Raw genomic sequence first — 21,567 nt, forward strand, 5'->3', positions numbered from 1 at the left:
TCTCCTAGATCTTGGATTTCTCGTTGCGCCAAAAGGTTTCGCGGATGGTCTTCTTCAGGACTTTGCCGTTGACGCTGCGCGGCAGCGCGGGGACCAGGTGCACGGCTTTCGGCGCCCGGATGCTCCCCAGCTCCTGCTTGCACAGGGCGATGACTTCCGCTTCCGTGACGGTGCAGCCCTCGTTCAGTTCGACGACGGCGGTCACTGCCTCGCCCCAGTCCGGGTGCGGGGAGCCGACCACCGCGCAGTCGCGCACGGCCGGGTGGCTCCAGATCACCTGCTCCACTTCGCTCGGGTAGACGTTGAAACCGCCGGAGATGATCAGGTCCCGCCGCCGGTCGGTCAGGTGCAGGTAGCCCTCCTCGTCGAAGACTCCGATGTCGCCGGTGTGCAGCCAGCCGTCCCGCAGCGCCTGCGCCGTCTGTTCCGGGTTCTTGTAGTAGCCCTTCATGACCAGGTCGCCGCGGACACAGATCTCGCCGGGCGTCCCGGCCGGAACGGCCCGGCCGTCGTCGTCGCGGATTTCGACCTGGACCAGCGGATACGGCCGTCCGCAGGAGGAGAGCCGGGAGTCCGGGGCGATCGCGCCGCCCACGAAGTGCTCGTCCGGGCGCAGGAAGGTCACCGACGCCGGGGCTTCCATCTGTCCGTAGAGCTCCATCATCACCGGGCCGATCGAGGTCAGCGCCTGGCGCAGCTTCTCGACCGACATCGGGGCAGCGCCGTAGATCAGGTAATGCAGTGAGGAGAGGTCCCGCGGGTGGTCCTTGAGTACCTCCAGGAGCCGGTAGATCACGGTGGGAGGCAGGAACAGGTCTGTCACTGCGTACTTTTCGATCGCGTCGAGGACCGCGTGCGGGCTCGCTTTGGGCAGGACCACCACGGTCCCGCCGCGGGCCGTGGCGGCCAGGCTCAGCAGGCCCGCGGTGTGCGTCATGGGCGCGGCGGCGAGGTTCACCACGGCATCCTCCGAGCCGTAGTGAGCCGCCATCATCAGGTGCGCCACGAAGGCGGACAGGCTCCGGTTGGTGTTCATCACGCCCTTCGGCAAGCCCGTCGTGCCGCCGGTGGGGGCCAGTGAGAGCACGTCCTCCGGTGACGCGTCGACGGCGGGCTTGGTCGCCGGCTGGGCTGCGATCCACTGGGTAAAGGCGGTTGTCCCTGGCGCCGGTCCGGCCACCTGGGCGGCGACTTCGGCGGCCTCCGCACCGGCGTCGGGCCCGAAGCGGATCCACTGACGGACGCTGGGCAGTCGGTTCTGGAGCTGCCGGGCCGCCTCATCGAGGTCGGCATGGAAGATCACCAGTTCGGCGTCGAAGCCGGCTAGCAGGTGCGCCGTTTCAACCGTCGGGCTTGCCGGGTTGGCTGGGATCCAGGTCAGTCCGGCCCGCCAGATACCGAGCACGCAGATCCAGGCGAGCGGGTCGTTTGGAGAGAGCACCGCGACCTTGGCGTCGGGGGAGAGGCCGGAGTCCAGCAAGGCGTTGGCGATCCGGCAGGACAGTTCGCCGGCCTCGGTGAACGTGAAGGCGTTGTGTTCCTGCACGTAGGCCACGCCGTTCGGGTTGCAGCTCCAGCCGCGGTCAAAAAATCCGATCACGCTCACTGGGGCAGCCCCGTCCGGTAGCTCTCCTTGAGGCGCAGGAAGACGGCCGTGGTGATCGCCGCGAGGATGGTCAGGTACCAGCCGAAGGCGTCGATCATCTTGGCGTCGGCCAGCCAGGTGGCCACGTACGGCCCGGTGCCACCGACCAACGCCACGCCCAGGGCGTAGGGAAGGCCGATGCCGGCGGCCCGGATGCGGGCAGGGAAGAGCTCACACATCACGGCGGAAGTGATGGAGGTATAGCAGGCGAGCAGCGTCAGGGCTGCCATCTGCACCAGCAGCAGGGACAAAAAGCTGTTCTGCAGCATGTTGAGCAGCGGGATGGTCAGCACCGTGAAGCCGCCACCGAATGCCAGCAGCAGCGGCTTGCGGCCGATCCGGTCCGAGAGGATGCCCATCAGCGGCTGCAGGATCGCGAAGTAGCTCAGCGAGATCAGGCCGACGAAGAGCGCATTCTTCATGTCGAAGCCCACGGTGATGTGCGCGTAGGTGGGCAGGTAGGAGGAGAAGACGTAGAAGAACAGGGTGGGTGCGGCGTTGATGCCGAACACGAGCAGGCATTCCTTGGGGTGGGTGCGCATGAATTCGAAGGCCGAGGGCCGGGCGGCCTTGGTCCCGGCCGGGAGTGACGGGTCGGCGTCGTCGTTGACCGCCAGCGTTTCTTCCGCGAAGCGGCGGATGAACAGGCCGGCCACGGCTCCGAGCGTGCCGATGGCGAACGGTACGCGCCACCCCCACTCGTGCATGGCGTCGTCCGGCAGCACGGCCACGAGCGTCGCCACCGACGCGATCGCCACCACGTTTCCGAGCGTCGCGCCGATGTAGAGGAAGCTGGAGAAGAAGCCGCGGCGGCCCTCCGGAGCCGATTCGACCAGGAAGGTCGAGGAGGCCGCGAATTCGCCGCCGGTGGACAGGCCCTGCAGAAGCCGGGCCAGGACCAGCAGGATCGGGGAGAGCACGCCGACCTGGTCGTAGGTGGGCGCCACGGCCACCAACAGGCTGCCGACGCCCATCAGCATGACGGTCGCGGTGAGCGCCTTCTTCCGTCCCATACGGTCCGCCACCATGCCGCCCAGCAGGCCGCCGAGCGGCCGCATGAAGAAGCCGACGGCGAAGATCGCCATGGCGCTGAGCAGCGGGACCACGGGGTCGCCGGTCTTGGGGAAGAACTGGCTGGAGAAGTACAGCGCCAGCATGGAATAGACGTACCAGTCGAACCACTCGACGATGTTGCCGACGGTGGCCGCCGCGAGTTGGCGGCTCCTGCTGACAGGTGGTGCTGCGGTGATGACGCTCATCCGGTGACTCCCAGATCCGATGGGTCCGGACGAGGGTGCCGCACCGTCCGGGCCCGGCAGGGCACAGGGTCAGCAGTTCGTCCGGCTGTGATGCAGACCACGTTACGGAGGCGCTGCAGCCCCGGACATGGAGCCACCTCAAAGGGATTCGGGGGGCGGTTGTGGATTCCTACAACGGCCTGTCGCCGGGGGCGGCGGTCCCGTCCTGGCAGCCCTCGAACGCCCAGCAGAGTTCCACAAGCGTCCCGGTCGCGTCGAGCCGGGAGCCGGTGAGCTGCTCGAACTTCTGCAGCCGGTAGCGCAGCGTGTTCTCGTGCACGGACAAGGCCCTCGCGGCGGCGGAAATCCGACGGTCGTGGGCCAGGTAGGACTGCACCGAGTCCAGCACGATCCGGCCGAATTCGGCGTCGTCGGCGAACGGCGCCAGGTAACGCCGGCGCAGCACCGCGGTGACGTCCAGATCGCTGGCCGCGGTGCGCCAGGTCAGGTCCTCCAGGCAAAACGACCCGCCGTCCAGCCGCCGCCAGGCGGCAGCGAAGACACGGTCTGCGACGGCGTCGGACTGGGCCAGGGCGGTGAGCGGGCGCGGGGGACCGACGGCAATGGTCGCCGAGGCGCGGCCGGCCGGGGGCTTGGCGGCGAGGAAACCGACGACGTCGCCGGATTGGACCGTCAGGACCCCGTCGCCGCTGCGCAGCGGCGCCACCAGCTCGCCGAGCAGCTCGTCCGGAGACGTTCCAGCCCGGGGGCGTGCGCGCAGGGCGCGGAATTCGCGCCGCGGATCGATGCGAAGTCGGCGGAGCGGGACACCAGTTCCGCGCCGGCGAGGGCCCCGGCCAGCACCGCGCGCAGGTAGGCCTGGCGCCGTTCGTGGTCGCGCACGGCCTGCTGCACGCTGCTCTCGCGGTAGGAGTGCACCAGCGCGGCGGTGTAGGAATCGCTGACGCCCCAGAGCACCCGGTGCGCGGCGAGGACCTCCCGGTCGCCGAGCCGGAGCTCCTGGGCGATGTCGAGGAACCGGTCCTGGATCACGGCCATGGACAGGCGGTAGCCGCGCAGCACGTCATCGATCCGCAGGCCCTGGTGGAACCGCACCTGCGCCACCCTGGCTTCGAGGGCGAGCTGCGACGACTCCGGCACGGTCCCGGATTTCACGGCCTGGATGGCCATCCGCAGATTCTGTTCCACGGAGGAGCTGATGTCCGCCTCGGCCACGCCCCGGTAGCCGGCCACCTCGGTGACGCAGCGCTCCACGCTGCCAGCCTTCAGGAACTGCAGGTCGCGGAAGAGCAGGTCAGCAACGTCTTCAATGCTGGTCTTCTCAGCCAAGATTCGCCCCGCACCACACTTGGGTGCCGTCGGCCTTGTGAAGCATGGCGCGCTCGGCCGAGGTCCAGTACCTGACCCAGAGGATCTTTCCGTCCGGGGTCGCGAGTTCCACCGTCGCGGGGGCGGGGACGCGGCCGGGCCGGCGCACCAGTACGGGTGCGCCGGCCGCCAGGCCAAGCCAGTTGGTGGCCTGCACCATGTCCGCGGGCGGCGCGTCAGACGGCTTCAAGCACGCTGACGTAGTTCGCAATGCCCACGCCGCCCATGTTCTGCACCGCGGCGCGGCGCGGGTCGGCCAGCTGCATGTCCCCGGCGGTGCCGGTGAGCTGCATGGCCGCGATGACGTGCTGCGAGACGCCGGTGGCCCCGACCGGGTGGCCCTTGGCCTTGAGTCCGCCGGAGACGTTGACCGGCAGCTTGCCGTCTTTGAAGACCCAGCCTTCCTTGACCGCGCGGGCGCCCTGGCCCGGCTCGGTCAGGCCCATGACCTCGTACATCAGCAGTTCGGCGATCGTGAAGCAGTCGTGTACCTCGGCGAAGTCCAGGTCCTCCAGCCCGACGCCGGCCATGGCCAGGGCCCGCTGCCAGGACGCGCGGGTCGCGGCGAAGGCGGTGGGGTCGCGGCGATCGGTCGGGAAGAAGTCGTTGGCCTGGCCGAAGCCGGCGAGCCGCACCGGCGCGGTGGCACCGCCGGTGGGGGCAACGCTCAGCACGACGGCGGCGGCGCCGTCGGAGACGGGCGAACAGTCGGTGCGGCGCAGCGGGTCGGCGACCATCGGATTCTTCTCCGAGACCGTCTGGCAGAACGCCTCGCCGAGGTCCTTGCGGAGCTGCGCGTAGGGGTTGTCCACGCCGTTGCGGTGGTTCTTCGCCGCGATCGTGCCCAGGACGTCCGACACCGGCCCATAGCGCTTCTCGTAGTGCTTGGCCACCTCGGCGAAGAGGCCGGTGAAGCCGGTGCTGGAGGGCTTGCCGGCCATGTCGTAGTCCGCGCCGAGCAGGGCCGCGCCCACGACGTCGGCCCCGGCCTGCGTCATTTTCTCGGCGCCGATCACCAGGACCGTCTTGGCGGTGCCGGCCAGCAGCGACTTGGTGCCCTGCTGGAACGCGGCCGAGCCGGACGCGCACGCGTTCTCGACGCGCGTGGACGGCACGTTGGCCAGTTGCTCGGAAACCTGCAGCGCCAGGGAGGACGGGAAGGCCAGCGGCATCATCCCGGAGTTGAACTGGCCCAGGTAGATCTCGTCGATCTGGCCGGGTTCGATCCCCGCGTTGCCGATCGCCTCGCTGGCCACCTGGACGATCAGGGACTCGAGGGTCTCCTCCGTGAGCTTGCCGAAGCGGCTGTGGCCCCAGCCGGTGAGCAGGACATCCTTGCCGAACTGGTCCTTGAGGCTCATGCCGTGGCTCCTTCCAGGCTGCTGGCGTCGTGGTCGGGGGTTCCGTCGAGGGAGGGGTCGACGTCGAACTCCGCCTCGGTCTTTTCGCGGATCTCCGCCACGGTGACGCCGGGGGCGAGCCTGGTGAGCGTGAGGCGGCGGCCGCCGTCGACCTTTTCCAGGTCAAACACCGCCAGGTCGCTGATGATGCGGTCCACGCAGCTCAGCCCGGTGAGCGGCAGGGTGCATTCCTTAACGATCTTGGCGGTGCCGTCCTTGGCGTTGTGTTCGGTGAGGACCACAACGCGCGGGGTGCCGGCGACGAGGTCCATGGCGCCGCCCATGCCCTTGACCATCTTGCCGGGGATGGTCCAGTTGGCCAGGTCGCCGGCGCCGGAGACCTGCATGGCGCCCAGGATGGCGACCTTGACGTGGCCGCCGCGGATCATGCCGAAGGAGGTGGCCGAGTCGAAGATGCTTCCGCCGGGCAGGACGGTGACGGTCTGCTTGCCGGCGTTGATCAGGTCAGCGTCTTCCTCGCCCTCGTAGGGGAACGGGCCCATGCCGAGCAGGCCGTTCTCGCTCTGCAGCACCACCCGGACGCCCTCGCGCAGGTTGTTGGCGACCAGCGTGGGGATGCCGATGCCAAGGTTGACGTAATCGCCGTCGTTAAGTTCTTCCGCCGCGATGGCGGCCATTTCATTCCGGGTCCAAGCCATGATGATTCTCCTGAAAGTGGGGGTGGCGGCGCTCAGGCCGGATTAGACGGTGACGGCGGAGGCGGCGTCGGCCGCTTCGGCTCGGGGCCGGACGGTGCGCTGTTCGATGTCCTTGACCCGGTCGCTGGCCTGGACCAGGCGCTGGACGAAGACGCCGGGGGTGACGATGTGGTTCGGGTCGAGCTCGCCGGGTTCCACGATCACCTCGGCCTCCGCGACGGTGACGGTGCCGGCCGTGGCGACCACCGGGTTGAAGTTCTGCGCGGTGTAGCGGTAGATCAGGTTTCCGTCGGTGTCGGCGGTGTGCGCGTGGACCAGGGAGACATCGGCCTTGATGGCACGTTCCTGGACGTACGTTTCGCCGTCGAACTCCGCCAGCGGCTTGCCTTCGGCGACGAGGGTGCCGACGCCGGTCTTGGTGTAGAAGGCCGGGATCCCGGCGCCGCCGGCGCGGAGGCGCTCGGCGAGGGTGCCCTGCGGGGTGAACTCGACCTCCAGCTTGCCGGCGAGGTACTGCTCGGCGAAGAGCTTGTTTTCGCCCACGTAGGAGGCGATGACCTTGCGGACCTGGCCCGCCTCGATGAGCACGCCGAGGCCCTTGCCGTCCACGCCCATGTTGTTGGAGACCACGGTCAGGTCCTTGACGCCGGAATCGCGGACGGCCTCGATCAGGTCCGCCGGGATGCCGCTGAGGCCGAAGCCGCCGACCGCCAGCGTCATGCCGTCCCGCAGCACGTCCTGCAGCGCGGAGGCCGCGCCGGATTTCACCTTTGACATTTGCATCTCCTCATTGAGCCTGTTGTCAGCGGCGGCCGGGCCTGGCGCCGCCGCCGTGATCCACGTTGTGGACTGTTCGCCTGAGGAAGGAGCCTATGGTGTGGCGTGGAGCACTGTCAACGCTGGAATTACGCTTCATGCGGTGCCTTTTTACAGTGTGGACGCTAGGCTTAGAGCTGTCCACAATGTGGATGTTTTGACGGATATTCTGAGGGATCGCGAGGAAAAAGATGAACCCAGTCCCCGTTCAGGGAGCGCAGGTGGTTAGCCGTGCCGCGGCCCTGCTGCGGATCGTTGGCCGGAAGCCGGAGGGGTCCCCGCTGGTGGAGCTGGTCCGCGAATCCGGGCTCACCCGGCCCACCGCCCACCGGCTGCTGACCTCCCTGGCGGCCGAGGGGCTGCTGGACCAGGACCCGCAGAGCGGCAACTGGGTGCTGGGTCCGGAGATCCTGCTGATGGGGTCGGTGGCCTCGGCGCGCTTCCCGCTGGAGGACATTGCCCGTCCCAGCCTGCGCCGGCTGGCCGAGGAAACCGGAGAGAGCGCCTTCTTCTCGATCCGGCGCGGCGCAGAGACGGTGTGCCTGCTCCGGGAGGAGGGCAGCTTTCCGGTGCGATCCTTTGTGCTGCATGAGGGCGTCCGCTTTCCGCTGGGCGTCGCCTCCGCCGGCACCGCCATCATGGCGTTCCTGCCGGCAGCGGAGCAGGAGGCGCTGCTGGCCGGCTGGGCCGCCCATGCCGGGAGCTTTGCCGCTGCCCACAGCGAGGAAGTGGTCCGGGCGAATCTGGAGGCGACCCGGCAGGCGGGTTATTCGGTTAACCCGGGCCTGGTGCTGGAAGGCAGCTGGGGGATGGGCGCCGCCGTCTTCGACCAGCGGGGCAGGCCTGCCTGGGCGCTGTCCCTGACCGGGATTGAACCGCGTTTCCGCGAAGACCGCCGGGAACACCTGGGCCGCCTGCTGATGGACGAGGCGCACCGGATCTCGCTGCAGCTTCAGGGCACCTAAACGGGCAGCGAGGGCCGCAGCGCCGCCCTCCTCTCGACAAACCGGCAGGCCCGGAGCACGATGGAAATTGCAGCCGCAGCTGCATGCGCTTTGGACAGCGCCCATTACCTAGTCCGGGTGGCGCGTCTGGCCCACAAACTACTTCCCCGCCTTGATGCTGGGGGACTGGGAGCAGGAGAAGAGCGCGGCGGACGCAGTCCAGGCCGGAGCGAACCGGTGTCGCCCAAGGCGGTGCCGGCGCACCCGACGAGCCGGTTCCCCGGCTGTCCCCCTGTCAGCCCCGCTATCAAGGAATGAGTCTCATGACTCTCCCAGCAGAACCCCACCACGCGCCGCGCTTGCTGCGCCTTCTCATCGCTTTCACCGCCGCCCTGCTGTTGCCAGTGGCGGTCAGCGGCGCCGCCGCCACCGACGACGACGACTCGCCTACGACGTGGACCGTCCAGGTCGGATCCGAATCCTCAAGTCAAGCCATCCAAGGTATGGCCTTCCTGCCCGCGAACATTTACATCAATGCGGGCGACAAGGTCACGTGGGAGGCGAACTCCGCGGAGATCCACACCGTGACGTTCCTGGCCAAGGGCCAGTCCCTGAGGTCCACCCAGCCCTTCAACCCGTCGTTGCCGCAGAACATCTTCCAGCGGGGCGGGAAAAGCTACGACGGGCACTCGTATTACAACTCCGGCGTCATGACGAACGTGTCCGACAGTGGCTTCAAGCAAGTCGAGAAGTACACCCTGGCGTTCCCTCACAGGGGCAACTTCACCTATTACTGCCTGGTCCATGGCGCGGCGATGAAAGGAGTGGTCCACGTCCGGGCAGCCGGAACCGACTACCCGTACAGCCAGTCCCAGTACGACCGCCAGGCCCAGAAGCAGGAACGGGCCATCCTGCGGGACGGTCGCCAGGCCTGGGAAGAGGCCCGGGACCAGGCGGACGAACACACCGTGATCGCGGGAACGGATAACGGAACGTCAATGGTGATGCGCTTCGTCCGGCAGAAGGTCGAAATCCGTGTGGGCGAGAAAGTGACATTCGTCAACAACGGTATGGGCGCTCCGCATACCGTCACCTTCGGCAAGGAACCCGCGAACGTCTTCGTCCCCCGAGGTAATCCGGCCAAATTTGCCGGCGGAGACCTCAACTCGGGAATCATGCCCCCGCACAGCAAGTTCACCGTGACCTTCACCAAAGCCGGCGAGTTTGATTACATCTGCGGCCTGCATGACTTCATGGGCATGGTGGGCACCGTGGAAGTCAGGAGGTAGCCGGGCGCTGGTCCGGCAGGAACACCTGCGGACGTGTTACTGCTTCCACCAGGTGTCGAAGATGGTGACCGGAACGGTGCGCTTGTGCCGGGTCCGCAGGTATTTCTGCTCGATCAGCTCGGCCGCGGCGTCGGGGACGTCCCGGCCTTCAAGGTAGTCATCGATGGTGTCGTAGCTCAGGCCGAGTTCTTCCTCGTCGGTGCGGCCGGGCTTGTGGTCCAGCAGGTCCGCCGTCGGGACCTTCTCCCAAATGCGCGCCGGGGCGCCGAGTTCGGCGAGAAGGGCCCGGTTCTGGCGCTTGTTCAAGCCGAAGAGCGGCAGGATGTCCGCACCGCCGTCGCCGTACTTGGTGAAGAACCCCGTGACGGATTCAGCGCCGTGGTCGGTGCCGATCACCAGGTAGTTGTGTTCCCCGGCCAGGGCGTACTGCGCGATCATCCGGGTGCGGGCCTTGGTGTTGCCCTTGTGGAAATCGGAGATGCCGTTGCCCACGGTCTTCTCGAATTCGTCCTCGAAGCCATCCACCGCGGCCGAGATGTTGAAGGTCCATTCCGTCTTGGCCCGCACGAAGTCCAGGGCCGCCTGCGCGTCGTCCTCGTCGTGCTGCACGCCGTAGGGCAGCCGCACGGCCACGAAATTCGCCTCCACGCCCTCGGCGTCGAGCTCCTCGACCGCCAGCTGCGCCAGCCGCCCGGCCAGCGAGGAATCGAGGCCGCCGGAAATGCCCAGGACGAAGCCCTTGGTGTGGCTGGCCTTGAGGTAGTCCTTGAGGAAGGTGACGCGTTTGCGCACCTCCCCGGCGGGGTCGATCCGGGGCTGCACGCCCATTTCTTCAATGATCTTCGCCTGGAGTTCACGCATGCCTCACAGCCTAGCCAGCCGTGTCAATGCGGCTCAACTGTTGCCCGGCGAGGCGCGGCTCCGGCGCTGGCTTCCGCCGCGTTCCCGGACCGCCGCTGCTCATCCGGACCAGCGCTACGCGGATCCCGGGCGCCCCGGTCCGGAACCGCCGCCCGTGACCGGAACCGCCGCGAAAACCCCTCCCGCGGCACCGGTGGCAGGCGTAGCGTATGGCCATGAAGACGACGGGATGCGTGGTGGTCGGCGGCGGTCCGGCCGGAATGATGCTGGGCCTGCTGCTGGCCCGGGCCGGCGTGCAGGTGACGGTCCTGGAAAAGCACGCGGACTTCCTGCGTGACTTCCGCGGCGACACGGTGCACCCGTCCACCATCCGGCTGATCGACGAGCTCGGCCTCGGCGAGGAGTTCCGCCGGCTGCCGCAAAGCCGGCTGCGGAGCGTCGTGTTCCCGGTCCCGGGCGGGCCGCCGGTGACCATGGGCGACTTTGATTCCCTGCGGCCGCCGTACAACTACATCGCCATGATGCCGCAGTGGGATTTCCTGAACTTCCTGGCCGCCGCCGCTGCCGAGGAGCCGGGGTTCACGCTGCTGATGAGCCACACGGCTACCGGGCTGGTCCGCGACGGGGGCCGCGTCCGCGGGGTCCGGTTCCGCGCCCCGGACGGCACACCGGACGAGCTCCGGGCCAACCTGGTGGTTGCCACGGACGGCCGCCATTCGGTTCTCCGGGCCGCCGTCGGGCTGGCGCCCAAAGAGTTTCCGGTGCCGTTCGACACCTGGTGGTTCCGGCTGCCCAAGTATCCCGCCGAAGCCGGCGAGGTGGCCGGGCTGGTGCCGGCCTTCGGCCCGGGCGAGGCGCTGGTGGCACTGTCCCGCACCGACTACTACCAGATGGGCTACCTTGCCCCGAAGGGCACCGACGCCAGGATCCGCGCGGAGGGCATCGAAGCGTTCCGGCGCCGGATCGCCGGGCTTCGGCCGGATCTCGCGGACCGGGTGGACGCGATCCGTTCCCTCGCCGACCTGCACTGGCTCGACGTCCGCCTGGACCGGTTGCAGTCCTGGCACATCAACGGCCTGCTCTGCATCGGCGACGCCGCGCACGCAATGTCCCCGGCCGGCGGCGTCGGCATCAACCTCGCCATCCAGGATGCCGTGGCGGCGGCGGAGCTCCTGGCCCCGGCGCTGCTCCGGGGCAGGGTCACGGCGGCGGATCTCAGACGCGTGGAACGACGACGGCGGCTCCCCACCGTGATCGTGCAGACCGGCCAACGGCTCATGCACCGCGCCGTCTTCGGCCCGATCATGGCCGGCAGACGCGCCACGTTTCCCGCCGCGGCCCTCTTCCTGGTCCGGCGCGTTCCGGCGCTCCGCAGGATCATTCCCAGACTCATTGGCTTCGGACCCCGCCCGGAACACGCCCCCGCGTTCGCGCGCCGTGCCGAGGCCCGGCCGCAGCCGCACCCCTGACCTCGACGGGAGGACGGGGCAGCGGATGCAGATCAGCCGTGCGCGGCGAGGTAGCTGATCAGGCCGTCGACCGTGGCGACCGCGGGATAGTCCCGCTCCGGGATGTCCACACCGGCGCCCTCGTCGATGGTCTCCACGAGCCGCAGGAAATCCAGCGAGTCCAACTCGAGGTCCTGCCGGAGCCGCGCATCGCCGTCGACGTCGTCCAGCTCCACCTCGGGTGCGACCTTGCCCAGCGCGGCACGGACCGCGGCCCGGGCATCCTGTTCGTTCATGGCGTCTCCGTCTCTACAGTTCGTCCGGTTTTTGCAGCAGCTCTTCGATCCGGGCCAGGAAGCGGCCGCCGCGCAGCCCGTCGCTGACCCGGTGGTCCGCGGACAGGGTGGCGATCGCGGCGGACCGGACGCCCAGCATCCCGTTCTCCGCCCAGGGTTGCTCCAGCACGCGGCCGAAGCCCAGCATGGCCACCTGCGGCGGATAGATCACGCCGTAGACACTGTCCACCCCGAGGTCGCCGAGGTTCGTCACGGTGATGGTGGGGTCTGCCATCTCGGCGCGCTGCAGCCGACCGGCCCGGGCACGGCCCACTAAGTCGCGCAGCTGTTCCATCAGCTCATCGAGTGGCAGGGTGTCGGCGTCGTGGATCGCCGGCGCCACCAGGCCGCCCTGGCGCAGGGCCACCGCCACGCCCAGATGCACCGCGGCGCTGGGCCGGTACACGCCGTCCACGTAGAAGCCGTTGACCTCCGGGACGTCCTTGGCGGCGAGCGCCGCAGCCTTGAGCAGCAGGGCGGAGGGCACCAGCCGGGATGCCACGGGCCGCTGCGCGTTGACGGTCTGCATCCAGCCGACGGCGGCGCGCAGGTCCAGGGTGGTGCTCAGGTAATAGTGCGGGATGGTCTGCTTGGAGCGCGACATCAGCGCGCCAATGGCCCGGCGCAGCGAGGCCACCCGGTCGCGCGCCTCCGACGCCGGTCCTGACGTCGGGGCCGCAGTCGCCGGTTCCGCCGCAGCCGGGGCTTCTGCCGCCGGAACCGCCGGCGGTGCCGCGGGAGGCACTCCGACCGCCGCCTCAGCCTCAGGGGGACCGGCCGGCGGGCGGGCCGCGGCGCGCTGGACGTCCTCCACGGTCACGGCGCCCTCCGGCCCGGTACCCGGAACTGCGGAAAGCTCGACGCCGAGCTCGGCAGCGAGCCGCCTGGCCCGCGGCGAGGACCGCACCCGCCCTGCAGCCGCCGGCCGGGCGGCCACCGCGTGTTCCACGTCGGCGCGGGTGATGGCTCCGTGCTTGCCGGTGCCGTGGATCCGTCCGGTGTCCACGCCGAGCCGGTGCGCGAGGTGCCGGACCGGCGGCGCGATCGGCGGCGCTGCCGGGGGAGGGGTGGGCGTCGCGGCCACGGGCCGCGGCGGCGCCTCCGGGACCGGAACCCCGACCTCGGCCGGGGTCTGCGTGATCCGGGCCAGCGGCGTCCCCACCGGCACGGTTTCGCCGATCTCCACCAGCAGGTCCGCGACCACACCCTCCTGGAAGGACTCGACATCCATCACCGTCTTGTCCGTGTCCACCACGGCCACCAGGTCCCCGCGGCGGACGTAGTCGCCCGGCTTGACCAGCCATTCGACGATCTTGCCGTGCTCCATGTCCGCCCCGAGCGAGGGCATCAGGAAATCAGCCACGCGTCCCTGCCGCCTCCCGCGCCGCCGCGACCACCCGTTCCACGGAGGGCAGTGCGGCGAGTTCAAGGTGCTTGGAGTAGGGGATCGGCACCTCCGCGCTGCAGACCCGGCCCACCGGTGCGTCCAGCTCGAAGAACGCGTGTTCGCTGATCCGGGCGCTGATTTCGGCCGAAATGCTGCCGCTGCGCCAGCCCTCATCGACCACCACGGCGCAGTGCGTCCTGGCCACGGAGGCGAGGATCGCGGCGTCGTCGAGCGGGCGCAGGGTGCGCAGGTCCAGCACCTCGGCGTCGACGCCGTCGGCGGCAAGCTGCGCCGCGGCCTCAAGTGTGAGCGGAAGCGTCCCGCCGTAGGTGATGAGCGAGACGTCGGTGCCCGGGCGCCGGATGGCGGCACTGGTGATGTCCACCGCGCCGGCGTCGTCGGCGAGCTCGCCCGGGACGTTGTACAGCGAGCCGTGCTCGAAGATCAGCACCGGATCAGGGTCCTGAAGCGCGGTCCAGAGCATTCCGCGGGCATCTTCGAGGGTGGCCGGGGTGAGGATCCGCAGGCCGGGGATGTGCGCGTACCAGCCCTCCAGGCTGTGCGAGTGCTGGGCGCCGAGCTGTCGGCCGGCGCCGGTGGTCATCCGGATCACGAGCGGGACGTGGAACTGGCCGCCGGACATGTGCAGCAGGGACGCGGCGTTGTTCACGATCTGGTCCAGGGCGAGCAGGCTGAAGTTGACGGTCATGATCTCCACGATGGGGCGCATCCCGCCCAGCGCGGCGCCGATTCCGGCGCCGACGAAGCCGGACTCGGACAGCGGGGTGTCGCGGATCCGTTCCGGCCCGAATTCCTCCAGCAGGCCCAGGCTCACGGCGAAGGATCCGCCGTAGGCCCCCACATCCTCGCCCATCAGGAACACCCGCTCGTCGCGTTGCAGCGCGTCGCGGATCCCGGCCCGGAGCGCCTCCCGGTAGCTGGATTTCATGATCCGCGCACTTCCGGCCAGGCGCCGGGCTCGCTGTACACGAAGCGCGTGAGGTCCTCGAGCGGCTCGGGCGTGCCGGCGTCCGCGAACTCGACGCCGGCCGCGACTTCCGCCTCGGCGTCGGACTGCAGCTGCTGCCACTGTTCCCCGGTGAGCTGGCCGGCGGACTCCATCGCCGAGCGCAGCAGCGCGATCGGATCCCGTTCCAGCCACCGGGCCACCTCGGCCTTCTCCCGGTACCGCTCCGGGTCGAACATCGAGTGCGCCCGGAAACGGTAGGTGCGCAGTTCCAGGAAGTGCGGGCCGCCGCCGGCCCGGACCGCGTCGACCGCGCGCCGGGTGGTCTCCTCCACGGCCAGCACGTCCATCCCGTCCACGGCCCACGCGGCGATCTCGTACCCGGCGGCCTTCAGCGCGATGTCCGTCTGCGACTCGGAGCGGCCCAGCGCCGTGCCCATCGCGTAGAGGTTGTTTTCGCAGCAGAACAGCACCGGCAGCTGCCAGAGCGCGGCCAGGTTAAGGCTTTCGTGGAACTCGCCTTCCGCGACGGCGCCCTCACCGAAAAAGCACACGGTGACCCGGGAACGCCCGGCCATCTTGTCCGCGAGCGCCAGCCCGACGGCGAGCGGCAGGCCCCCGGCGACGATCGCGTTCCCGCCGTAGAAGCGGGTGGCGGCGTCGAAGAGGTGCATGGAACCGCCGCGTCCCCGGCAGCAGCCCTCCACACAGCCGTACATCTCGGCCAGGATCGACCCCGCGGACACGCCGCGCAGCAGCGCGTGGCCGTGTTCCCGGTAGGTGGCGACGACGGCGTCCTCCGGCGACAGGGCCTCCAGCACCCCGGCCGCCACGGCCTCCTCGCCGATGTAGACGTGTAGGAAGCCGCGGATTTTGGCGGCGCTGTAGAGCTCGACGCACTTCTCCTCGAACCGGCGCACGCGCAGCATCTGCAGCAGCAGGTGCCGGCCGTGCGCGGCATCCAGCGGGCCGGCGGGCGCCGCCATGGGCCCGGTCACTGCGGGCCCTCCGGCGCTACTCCCGGCTGGCTGCCGGGCACCGCCCAGCCCGGTGCTGAGCCCGGCGCAGTGCCTTCGGGCACCGCCCCCTGCGGGGACTCGATGGTGGACGTGTCGCCCTCCGGCAGCCCCAGTTCGCGGGCCTTGAGCAGGCGGCGGAGGATCTTCCCGCTGCGGGTTTTTGGCAACGCCGTGGTGAAGTCCAGCAGCCGGGGCGCGACGGCGGGGCCCAGCCGTTTGCGGGCGAATCCGATGATGTCCAGCTGCAGCTGCTCGGACGGCTCCCAGCCGGGGCGCAGCTCCACAAAGGCCTTGACCACCTCGCCGGCGACCGGGTCCGGGACGCCGATGACGCCGGCCTCGGCGACGGCCTCGTGCTCCATCAGGGAGCTCTCCACCTCGAACGGGCCGATCAGGTGCCCCGAGGACTTGATTACGTCGTCGCCGCGGCCGACGAACCAGTAGTAGCCGTCGGCGTCGCGCTTGGCGAGGTCGCCGGTGAGGTACCAGCCGCCCACGAAGCACCGGCGGTAGCGCTCGTCCTCGTGCAGGTAGCCACGGAACATCGAGGGCCAGCCGGGCCGGAGGGCCAGTTCGCCCATGGTGTCCGGCTCGGTGACCAGTACCGCCCGCCCGTCGCGGACTACCGGCTTGTCCTGCGCGTCCCGGGCCACCAAGGCAGCCTCGATGCCGGGCAGCGGCCGGCCCATGGAACCCGGCCGGATCTCGGTGGCCGCGAAGTTCGAGATCATGATGCCGCCGGTTTCGGTCTGCCACCAGTTGTCATGCACCGGCTGGCCGAAGGCTTCCTTGCCCCACACCACCACCTCCGGGTTGAGCGGCTCGCCGACGCTGGCCACAAAGCGCAGGGCTGACAGGTCGTGCCCGGCGGCCCGCTCCGCCCCGGCCTTCATCAGCATCCGCAGCGCGGTCGGCGCGGTGTACCAGACCGTGACGTGCTGCTCGGCGAGGATCCGGTACCAGCGGTCCGCGTCCATTTCCTCCTCGTCCACAATGCTCGTCACGCCGTGGCTGAGCGGGGCGAGGACACCGTAGGACGTCCCGGTCACCCAGCCGGGATCGGCCGTGCACCAGTAGACATCGTCCGGATGCAGGTCCAGCGCGAAGGTGCCGGTCGCGTGGTGGGCGGTGACGGCGTCGTGCACGTGGATGGCGCCCTTGGGCGTGCCGGTGGTGCCGGAGGTGAAGTGCAGCAGGGCCATGTCCTCGGGCCCGGTCGCCGCGATCTCCGCGTCCGTGGGGGCTGCCTGCATCAGCTCTTCCAGGTCCAGGGTGCCCGGCTCCGCGACGCCGCCGGCGTCGGTCAGCAGCACATGCCGCAGCTCCGGCAGCGAACCGCGCAGCTGCGCCACCTTCCGCCGGTACAGCGCGCGGGTGGTGATGAGCACCCGCCCGGAGCCCAGCTTCAGCCGCTGCCGCACGGGCTCCGGCCCGAATGCCGAGAACAGCGGGCAGAACACGCTCGCGTTCTTGAATGTGCCGAGCATCGCGATGTAGAGGGAGGGGGTGCGGCCGCTGAGCGAGAAGACGCGCTCGCCGCGCCCGACGCCGAGGCTGCGCAACACCGCGGCGAACCGGCTGCTTTGCTCGGCCAGCTGCCCGTAGGTGAGCGCATGGCTGGTCCCGTCGGCGCGGATGAACCGCAGCGCCTCCCGGCCGCCGCGTCCGCCGGCCGCATGCCGGTCCGCGGCCTCGAAGGCGATGTTCAGGCCCCGGCCCCCGGGCAGTCCGGACAGTTCCCGGCGGGCATCCTCCCATGAAAAGGCCGCGCAGCTTGCGTCATAATCCAGCAGGTTGGGCCGGACCCGGAAGCTGCCCGGGTCCTTGGGGATCGCCGGCCAGCGGGTGGAAGGTTCGGTTCCTGCCGTCATGCTTACATCGGACGCCCGCCCCGCGCCGGCTGCCAGTGCCGTAAGTCCCGTGCACGCGCCGTGGCGTGCGGCCCGCCCCGACATCTGCGGTCCGGACTGGGATTCGGGCCGCGGCCAGCCACTAAACTGGGTCCCATGACTGCCACCAGTGACTTTGCAGCCGACGCTGCTGCCGCCCGTGCCCGCCTCCTGGAACTGATCAAGGAGCTGGCCGTCGTCCGCGGCAAGGTCATCCTCTCCAGCGGCGCCGAAGCCGACTACTATATCGACCTGCGCCGCATCACCCTGCACCACGAGGCCTCCAAGCTGGTCGGCCAGGTCATGCTGTCGCTGATGGACGACGCCGGGATCGACTTTGAGTGCGCCGGCGGACTGACCATGGGGGCGGACCCGGTGGGCACCGCCGTGATGCACGCCGCCGTCGACGCCGGCCGTCCGGTGGACGCCTTCGTGGTCCGCAAGGCGCAGAAGTCCTACGGCATGGGCCGCCAGGTTGAGGGCCCCTCGGTCGAAGGCCGCAAGGTCCTGGTCCTGGAGGACACCTCCACCACGGGCGGCTCCGCGCTCACCGCCGTCGAGGGCGTGCGCCGGGCCGGCGGCAACGTCGTCGCCGTCGCCGTGATTGTGGACCGCGACACGGGCGCCAAGGAAAAGATCGAAGCCGAGGCCGGCGTCCCCTACCTGTTCGCCTTCGGAAAGGATGAACTCGGCCTGAACTAGGCATTTCACCGGCGGCGGACACGTGTGGACGGTGCTATAGGGGTGACCTATCCTTTTGACATACCCCCAGTCGGTACATTCGTACCCGTAGTTGGAGAAACGCGCTATGCTCCCGCCCCAGGAATCCCCTGCATCCGTCAATACCGTTGACCAGGTCCAGAACCTGATCCTCGACAGCACCGACTTCGAAGAGTTCCTTAACGAACTCGCGCGCTTCTCCGCGCACCAGGTGGCCGGTGAGGGCGACGACGCGCTCTGCGGCATCACCCTGCTGCGGGACCGGAAGGCCGCCACCATCGGCTGGAGCAGCGACTCGGCCCGCGAAGTGGACGAAATCCAGTACCGGCTGGCGCAGGGGCCGTGCCTGACGGCGGCGCAGGAGGAACGCGAGGTCTACGTCCCGGACCTGTTCGAGGAAGACCGCTGGGGACCGGACTACGCCACCGCCGTGGCCTCCCACGGGCTGCGCTCGGTGCTGTCGGTGCCGTTCCACCTCCAGGGCGAAGCCCAGGCAGCCCTGAACCTGTATTCGGACGCGCCGCACAAATTCGACGGCGACGTCGCGGCGCGTGCGCGTGACTTCACCCGGCAGATCTCCCAGGCCCTGCGGATGGCCGTGCGCTTTTCGCTGCACACGGACAGCGCCACGAACCTGCGGGCCACGCTGGAATCGCGCACAGTCATCGACATGGCCATCGGGATTGTGATGGCCCAGAACCGCTGCAGCCAGGAGACGGCGGTGCGGATCCTCATGGACGCGTCAAGCAACGGCAACGTCAAGCTGCGCGACATCGCCACCTCGCTGGTGGAGTCGGTCGGCGGCTCCGCCACGCGGACCCACTTCCAGGAGCCCGGACGGCAGGCCACCGGATAAGGGCCGGTGAACGAGCGGCAAAAATAGGGGACTTGTGCCCTTTACATCGTGCAGATACGCTGAGTGAGGTTGAGCCGTCGGCCATAGACACTTTCTTTGGAGTACCTATGGACCACTCTCTTAACGCCCAGGTCAAGCTCGACGTCGCTTCAGATGTCATCCGGATTGATGTCCGGGGGCGCCTCAGCCAAACTTCCCGCCCGGCCCTGATCCAGCTGATCCAGCGCATCCGCCGCATGGGCATCAGCTCCCATATCCGGGTGGACCTCGGCCACGCCGAGTTCGTCGAATCAGCGGCCCTGGCGGGCCTGCGCAACGACTTGAACGCCATTGACGGCCGGTTCAGCCAGTTGGATGTGGCCGGCGCCCTGACCGTCGCGGCCGGAGTATCGCTGGAACTGCAGATGTTCGGCGATGACTTCGGCAAGGTGTTCCAGCCGCTGGACCTCTCCGGTGACTTCACCGCCTCCATCAACCCGTCCGGCACCCGGACGCTGGCCCGCTACTCCGACGACGAACTGCTGGCTGCCAGCGACTGCGTCTTCGGCAAGCTCGACGATCCCGCCACCGGTGCGCCCTCGGAACTGCTGGCCCGGTACGAGGACATCAGCCTGGAACTCAGCCGGCGCGAAGCCGGGCGCGAGCCCGAACCCGCCTGAGTCCGGGCCCGGCGCGGCCGCCGGAGCGGGGATCCACCCTGCGTTTTCTGCTGCAGCGGCACAATGGCTACGGTAGAGGTGTGCCGCATGAGACCGAAGCGAACGACGGGCGCGGACCCCGGAACGAGGAGGCCCGCGTGCTCCGGCACGCCGCCGAACTTGAGCGGTTTTCGCGGCGGAACTTCCTGATCGGAACCGGCGCTGCCTCCGTCCTCGCCGCGGACATGCTGTTCACCCGCCGGGTGCAGGCCGAGCGGCGCGTCAACAAGATCCTGATGGTGCCCGACGACGTCGCGGAGCTGTATTTCCCCCACGCCGCCTGGTTCCTCTTTCCCGGGTACAAGACCAGCTGGGAAGAAGCGCAGTGGATCCTGAACTCGCTGCGCGGTGCGCTGACCAAACGGGGCCAGCTGGCCGCCGTCGGATATTCCAACGTTGGCATGGACATCGACAAGATCGTGATCGCGGTCATCGAACACATCCGCGCCCACCAGCTGGACACCGTCTACTTCTATGGCCACAGCTTCGGCGGCATGGTGGCGGTGCAGGTCGCCGCCCGGCTCCTGGAGCTGCACGGCGTCCAGGTGGCGTTCATCCTGCTGGACTCCAGCCCGGCCAGCCGGTACGACGTGCTGGACCAGAGCTGGTTCGACGGGGTGGTGTTTCTCTACGAGAGCGGATTCCGGTTTCCCACCGTGCTGCGCGGCGGCTATGAACTCGGCGAGCGGGTGCTCAACAAGCACGAACGCAGCTGGGGCCAGATCCTGGACCAGACCATGGAGCAGCTCTCGCCGATCGCCCCGTCCAGTGTGCTGATCCAGACGGAATCGGCCTACATTTACCACTTCGACCTGAACCGGTTCGTCGGCCGGCTGGGGGACGCGAAGATGGCGTTCATCGGCAACCCCAGGGACAAGACCGTCAGTTACGAGACGGCCCGGGACACCTGGATGCTGCGGTTCAAGGCGAACATGGTCTCGGATTCGCTGCAAACCGACGGTGCACGGCCGGCCCACGCCAGCCCGCAGTGGAACCCCTTCGTCTACCGGCCGCTCATCGAGGAGCTCCAGGACGAGTTCCTGCCGCTCGCCTCCGGCGGGGGCAAAAAGACCGCGGTCTAGCCGAAGTAGCCCCCGGCCGGCACCCGGCGTTCGCTCAGATCTGGTTCTTCAGGTCCGCGACCGAGTTCAGGATCTGGTTGGGCCGGAACGGGTAGGCCGCGACGTCGTCCTTGTGGGTGATGCCGCTGAGCACCAGCACCGTGTGCAGCCCCGCCTCCATACCGGCGATGATGTCGGTGTCCATCCGGTCACCGATCATGGCGGTGGTCTCCGAGTGGGCGTCGATCTGGTTCATCGCGGAGCGGAACATCATCGGGTTCGGCTTGCCCACAATGTAGGGTTCACGTCCGGTCGCCTTGGTAATCAGCGCCGCGATCGCACCGGTGGCGGGCATCGGGCCGTCCTTGGACGGGCCGGTGGCGTCCGGGTTGGTCGCGATGAAGCGCGCGCCGCCCAGGATCAGGCGGATGGCCATGGTGATGGCCTCGAAGGAGTAGGTCCGGGTCTCGCCGAGCACCACAAAGTCCGGGTCCTGGTCGGTGAGGATGAAGCCCGCCTCATGCAGCGCCGTCGTCAGCCCGGCCTCACCGATGGTGTAGGCGCGGTTGCCGGATTCGGAGCCGCGCACCTGGTCCTTGAGGAACTGGGCCGTCGCGAGGGCCGAGGTCCAGATGTTCTCCTCCGGGATTTCCAGGCCGGAGCTTTTCAGCCGGGCGGCAAGGTCGCGGGGCGTGAAGATTGAATTGTTGGTGAGGACCAAGAACCGTTTGGACGTATCCACCCAGCGCTGGATGAGTTCCGAGGCGCCCGGGATCGGCTGGTTTTCGTGGACCAGCACGCCGTCCATGTCCGTCAGCCAGCATTCGATTTCCTGGCCGCTGCGGTACACCGAGGACGTGGACTGCACCTCGTCCGGGTCCGAACGCCGGTCTGTCCCGTGGTCTTCGTGCTGATCCGCCATGGTGCCCTCCGCCGATAGTGTGCC

22 protein-coding genes are annotated in these 21,567 nt (G+C 69.1%); 7 read left to right on the top strand and 15 right to left on the bottom strand.

Features of this window, described 5'->3' with window-relative positions; translation table 11 throughout:
* Nucleotides 1-4: 4 nt before the first annotated feature.
* From AC1MED_RS02560 to AC1MED_RS02595, 8 genes are all read right to left on the bottom strand, one after another.
* Entirely contained in the window at nt 5-1,606 is a 1,602-nt protein-coding gene (locus AC1MED_RS02560) for a class I adenylate-forming enzyme family protein (protein WP_479785292.1), read from the bottom strand.
* Nucleotides 1,603-2,904: an MFS transporter gene (locus AC1MED_RS02565; RefSeq protein WP_479785293.1), complete on the bottom strand. Its 1,302-nt coding sequence runs from the start codon at nt 2,902-2,904 to the stop codon at nt 1,603-1,605. Before AC1MED_RS02565 ends, AC1MED_RS02560 begins: the two co-directional genes overlap by 4 nt.
* A 169-nt stretch (nt 2,905-3,073) precedes the next feature.
* The gene (locus AC1MED_RS02570) at nt 3,074-3,610 is read right to left on the bottom strand and encodes a PucR family transcriptional regulator (protein ID WP_479785294.1); all 537 of its coding nucleotides are present in this window, start codon (nt 3,608-3,610) and stop codon (nt 3,074-3,076) included.
* The gene (locus AC1MED_RS02575) at nt 3,577-4,233 is read right to left on the bottom strand and encodes an RsbRD N-terminal domain-containing protein (RefSeq protein WP_479785295.1); all 657 of its coding nucleotides are present in this window, start codon (nt 4,231-4,233) and stop codon (nt 3,577-3,579) included. The genes AC1MED_RS02570 and AC1MED_RS02575 overlap by 34 nt, the downstream gene beginning before the upstream one ends.
* Entirely contained in the window at nt 4,226-4,462 is a 237-nt protein-coding gene (locus AC1MED_RS02580) for a hypothetical protein (RefSeq protein WP_346958574.1), read from the bottom strand. The genes AC1MED_RS02575 and AC1MED_RS02580 overlap by 8 nt, the downstream gene beginning before the upstream one ends.
* Nucleotides 4,449-5,633 carry an acetyl-CoA acetyltransferase gene (locus AC1MED_RS02585; protein ID WP_479785296.1) on the bottom strand — a complete coding sequence of 395 codons (1,185 nt, stop codon included), beginning with the start codon at nt 5,631-5,633 and terminating at the stop codon, nt 4,449-4,451. The genes AC1MED_RS02580 and AC1MED_RS02585 overlap by 14 nt, the downstream gene beginning before the upstream one ends.
* Nucleotides 5,630-6,331 carry a CoA transferase subunit B gene (locus AC1MED_RS02590; RefSeq protein WP_479785297.1) on the bottom strand — a complete coding sequence of 234 codons (702 nt, stop codon included), beginning with the start codon at nt 6,329-6,331 and terminating at the stop codon, nt 5,630-5,632. Before AC1MED_RS02590 ends, AC1MED_RS02585 begins: the two co-directional genes overlap by 4 nt.
* Before the next feature lie 42 nt (nt 6,332-6,373).
* A complete protein-coding gene (locus AC1MED_RS02595; RefSeq protein ID WP_479785298.1) occupies nt 6,374-7,108 on the bottom strand; it encodes a CoA transferase subunit A in 735 nt (244 codons plus the stop codon).
* A 230-nt stretch (nt 7,109-7,338) separates the two neighbouring features.
* Between AC1MED_RS02595 and AC1MED_RS02600 the strand changes: the two genes are divergently transcribed.
* Together AC1MED_RS02600 and AC1MED_RS02605 are read left to right on the top strand one after the other, a co-directional pair.
* Complete coding sequence (locus AC1MED_RS02600; RefSeq protein ID WP_346958578.1) at nt 7,339-8,112, top strand: IclR family transcriptional regulator; 774 nt, start codon at nt 7,339-7,341, stop codon at nt 8,110-8,112.
* A 302-nt stretch (nt 8,113-8,414) separates the two neighbouring features.
* Entirely contained in the window at nt 8,415-9,380 is a 966-nt protein-coding gene (locus AC1MED_RS02605; RefSeq protein WP_479785299.1) for a plastocyanin/azurin family copper-binding protein, read from the top strand.
* A 36-nt stretch (nt 9,381-9,416) separates the two neighbouring features.
* Here the strand turns inward: AC1MED_RS02605 and nadE are convergent, their stop codons facing one another.
* Nucleotides 9,417-10,241, bottom strand: a complete 825-nt coding sequence (gene nadE / locus AC1MED_RS02610; protein ID WP_479785300.1) for an ammonia-dependent NAD(+) synthetase — start codon at nt 10,239-10,241, stop codon at nt 9,417-9,419.
* A 215-nt stretch (nt 10,242-10,456) separates the two neighbouring features.
* On the opposite strand from nadE, the gene AC1MED_RS02615 reads away from it, so the two are divergent.
* A complete protein-coding gene (locus tag AC1MED_RS02615; RefSeq protein WP_479785301.1) occupies nt 10,457-11,710 on the top strand; it encodes an FAD-dependent oxidoreductase in 1,254 nt (417 codons plus the stop codon).
* Between the two features lie 32 nt (nt 11,711-11,742).
* On the opposite strand, the gene AC1MED_RS02620 is transcribed toward AC1MED_RS02615, so the two are convergent.
* From AC1MED_RS02620 to acsA, 5 genes are read right to left on the bottom strand one after another with little or no spacing between them, the layout of a single operon-like run.
* Nucleotides 11,743-11,985: an acyl carrier protein gene (locus AC1MED_RS02620; RefSeq protein ID WP_479785302.1), complete on the bottom strand. Its 243-nt coding sequence runs from the start codon at nt 11,983-11,985 to the stop codon at nt 11,743-11,745.
* Between the two features lie 13 nt (nt 11,986-11,998).
* On the bottom strand, nt 11,999-13,387 hold the full coding sequence (locus AC1MED_RS02625; protein WP_479785303.1) for a dihydrolipoamide acetyltransferase family protein: 1,389 nt from the start codon (nt 13,385-13,387) through the stop codon (nt 11,999-12,001).
* On the bottom strand, nt 13,380-14,360 hold the full coding sequence (locus tag AC1MED_RS02630; RefSeq protein ID WP_479785304.1) for an alpha-ketoacid dehydrogenase subunit beta: 981 nt from the start codon (nt 14,358-14,360) through the stop codon (nt 13,380-13,382). Before AC1MED_RS02630 ends, AC1MED_RS02625 begins: the two co-directional genes overlap by 8 nt.
* On the bottom strand, nt 14,357-15,364 hold the full coding sequence (gene pdhA / locus AC1MED_RS02635) for a pyruvate dehydrogenase (acetyl-transferring) E1 component subunit alpha (protein ID WP_479785305.1): 1,008 nt from the start codon (nt 15,362-15,364) through the stop codon (nt 14,357-14,359). The genes AC1MED_RS02630 and pdhA overlap by 4 nt, the downstream gene beginning before the upstream one ends.
* 8 nt (nt 15,365-15,372) lie before the next feature.
* Complete coding sequence (acsA, locus tag AC1MED_RS02640) at nt 15,373-17,268, bottom strand: acetate--CoA ligase (protein ID WP_479785306.1); 1,896 nt, start codon at nt 17,266-17,268, stop codon at nt 15,373-15,375.
* Between the two features lie 135 nt (nt 17,269-17,403).
* On the opposite strand from acsA, the gene pyrE reads away from it, so the two are divergent.
* From pyrE to AC1MED_RS02660, 4 genes are all read left to right on the top strand, one after another.
* Entirely contained in the window at nt 17,404-17,988 is a 585-nt protein-coding gene (gene pyrE / locus AC1MED_RS02645; protein WP_346958586.1) for an orotate phosphoribosyltransferase, read from the top strand.
* A gap of 106 nt (nt 17,989-18,094) precedes the next feature.
* On the top strand, nt 18,095-18,862 hold the full coding sequence (locus tag AC1MED_RS02650; RefSeq protein WP_346958587.1) for a GAF and ANTAR domain-containing protein: 768 nt from the start codon (nt 18,095-18,097) through the stop codon (nt 18,860-18,862).
* Nucleotides 18,863-18,969: 107 nt separating this feature from the next.
* On the top strand, nt 18,970-19,521 hold the full coding sequence (locus AC1MED_RS02655) for a hypothetical protein (protein ID WP_346958588.1): 552 nt from the start codon (nt 18,970-18,972) through the stop codon (nt 19,519-19,521).
* A gap of 80 nt (nt 19,522-19,601) precedes the next feature.
* A complete protein-coding gene (locus AC1MED_RS02660) occupies nt 19,602-20,642 on the top strand; it encodes a thioesterase domain-containing protein (protein ID WP_479785307.1) in 1,041 nt (346 codons plus the stop codon).
* A gap of 34 nt (nt 20,643-20,676) precedes the next feature.
* Here the strand turns inward: AC1MED_RS02660 and AC1MED_RS02665 are convergent, their stop codons facing one another.
* The gene (locus tag AC1MED_RS02665; RefSeq protein WP_479785308.1) at nt 20,677-21,543 is read right to left on the bottom strand and encodes an HAD-IIA family hydrolase; all 867 of its coding nucleotides are present in this window, start codon (nt 21,541-21,543) and stop codon (nt 20,677-20,679) included.
* Nucleotides 21,544-21,567 lie beyond the last annotated feature (24 nt).

The sequence above is a fragment of the Arthrobacter sp. BI5 genome, from assembly GCF_056680065.1.

Excerpts from the sequence above, each read along its gene's own strand:
- AC1MED_RS02565 (WP_479785293.1), bottom strand. The coding sequence starts at position 2,904 with ATGAGCGTCATCACCGCAGCACCACCTGTCAGCAGGAGCCGCCAACTC.
- AC1MED_RS02585 (WP_479785296.1), bottom strand. The coding sequence starts at position 5,633 with ATGAGCCTCAAGGACCAGTTCGGCAAGGATGTCCTGCTCACCGGCTGG.
- AC1MED_RS02590 (WP_479785297.1), bottom strand. The coding sequence starts at position 6,331 with ATGGCTTGGACCCGGAATGAAATGGCCGCCATCGCGGCGGAAGAACTT.
- AC1MED_RS02595 (WP_479785298.1), bottom strand. The coding sequence starts at position 7,108 with ATGTCAAAGGTGAAATCCGGCGCGGCCTCCGCGCTGCAGGACGTGCTG.
- AC1MED_RS02600 (WP_346958578.1), top strand. The coding sequence starts at position 7,339 with ATGAACCCAGTCCCCGTTCAGGGAGCGCAGGTGGTTAGCCGTGCCGCG.
- AC1MED_RS02605 (WP_479785299.1), top strand. The coding sequence starts at position 8,415 with ATGACTCTCCCAGCAGAACCCCACCACGCGCCGCGCTTGCTGCGCCTT.
- nadE (WP_479785300.1), bottom strand. The coding sequence starts at position 10,241 with ATGCGTGAACTCCAGGCGAAGATCATTGAAGAAATGGGCGTGCAGCCC.
- AC1MED_RS02615 (WP_479785301.1), top strand. The coding sequence starts at position 10,457 with ATGAAGACGACGGGATGCGTGGTGGTCGGCGGCGGTCCGGCCGGAATG.
- AC1MED_RS02620 (WP_479785302.1), bottom strand. The coding sequence starts at position 11,985 with ATGAACGAACAGGATGCCCGGGCCGCGGTCCGTGCCGCGCTGGGCAAG.
- AC1MED_RS02630 (WP_479785304.1), bottom strand. The coding sequence starts at position 14,360 with ATGAAATCCAGCTACCGGGAGGCGCTCCGGGCCGGGATCCGCGACGCG.
- pdhA (WP_479785305.1), bottom strand. The coding sequence starts at position 15,364 with ATGGCGGCGCCCGCCGGCCCGCTGGATGCCGCGCACGGCCGGCACCTG.
- acsA (WP_479785306.1), bottom strand. The coding sequence starts at position 17,268 with ATGACGGCAGGAACCGAACCTTCCACCCGCTGGCCGGCGATCCCCAAG.
- pyrE (WP_346958586.1), top strand. The coding sequence starts at position 17,404 with ATGACTGCCACCAGTGACTTTGCAGCCGACGCTGCTGCCGCCCGTGCC.
- AC1MED_RS02650 (WP_346958587.1), top strand. The coding sequence starts at position 18,095 with ATGCTCCCGCCCCAGGAATCCCCTGCATCCGTCAATACCGTTGACCAG.
- AC1MED_RS02655 (WP_346958588.1), top strand. The coding sequence starts at position 18,970 with ATGGACCACTCTCTTAACGCCCAGGTCAAGCTCGACGTCGCTTCAGAT.
- AC1MED_RS02665 (WP_479785308.1), bottom strand. The coding sequence starts at position 21,543 with ATGGCGGATCAGCACGAAGACCACGGGACAGACCGGCGTTCGGACCCG.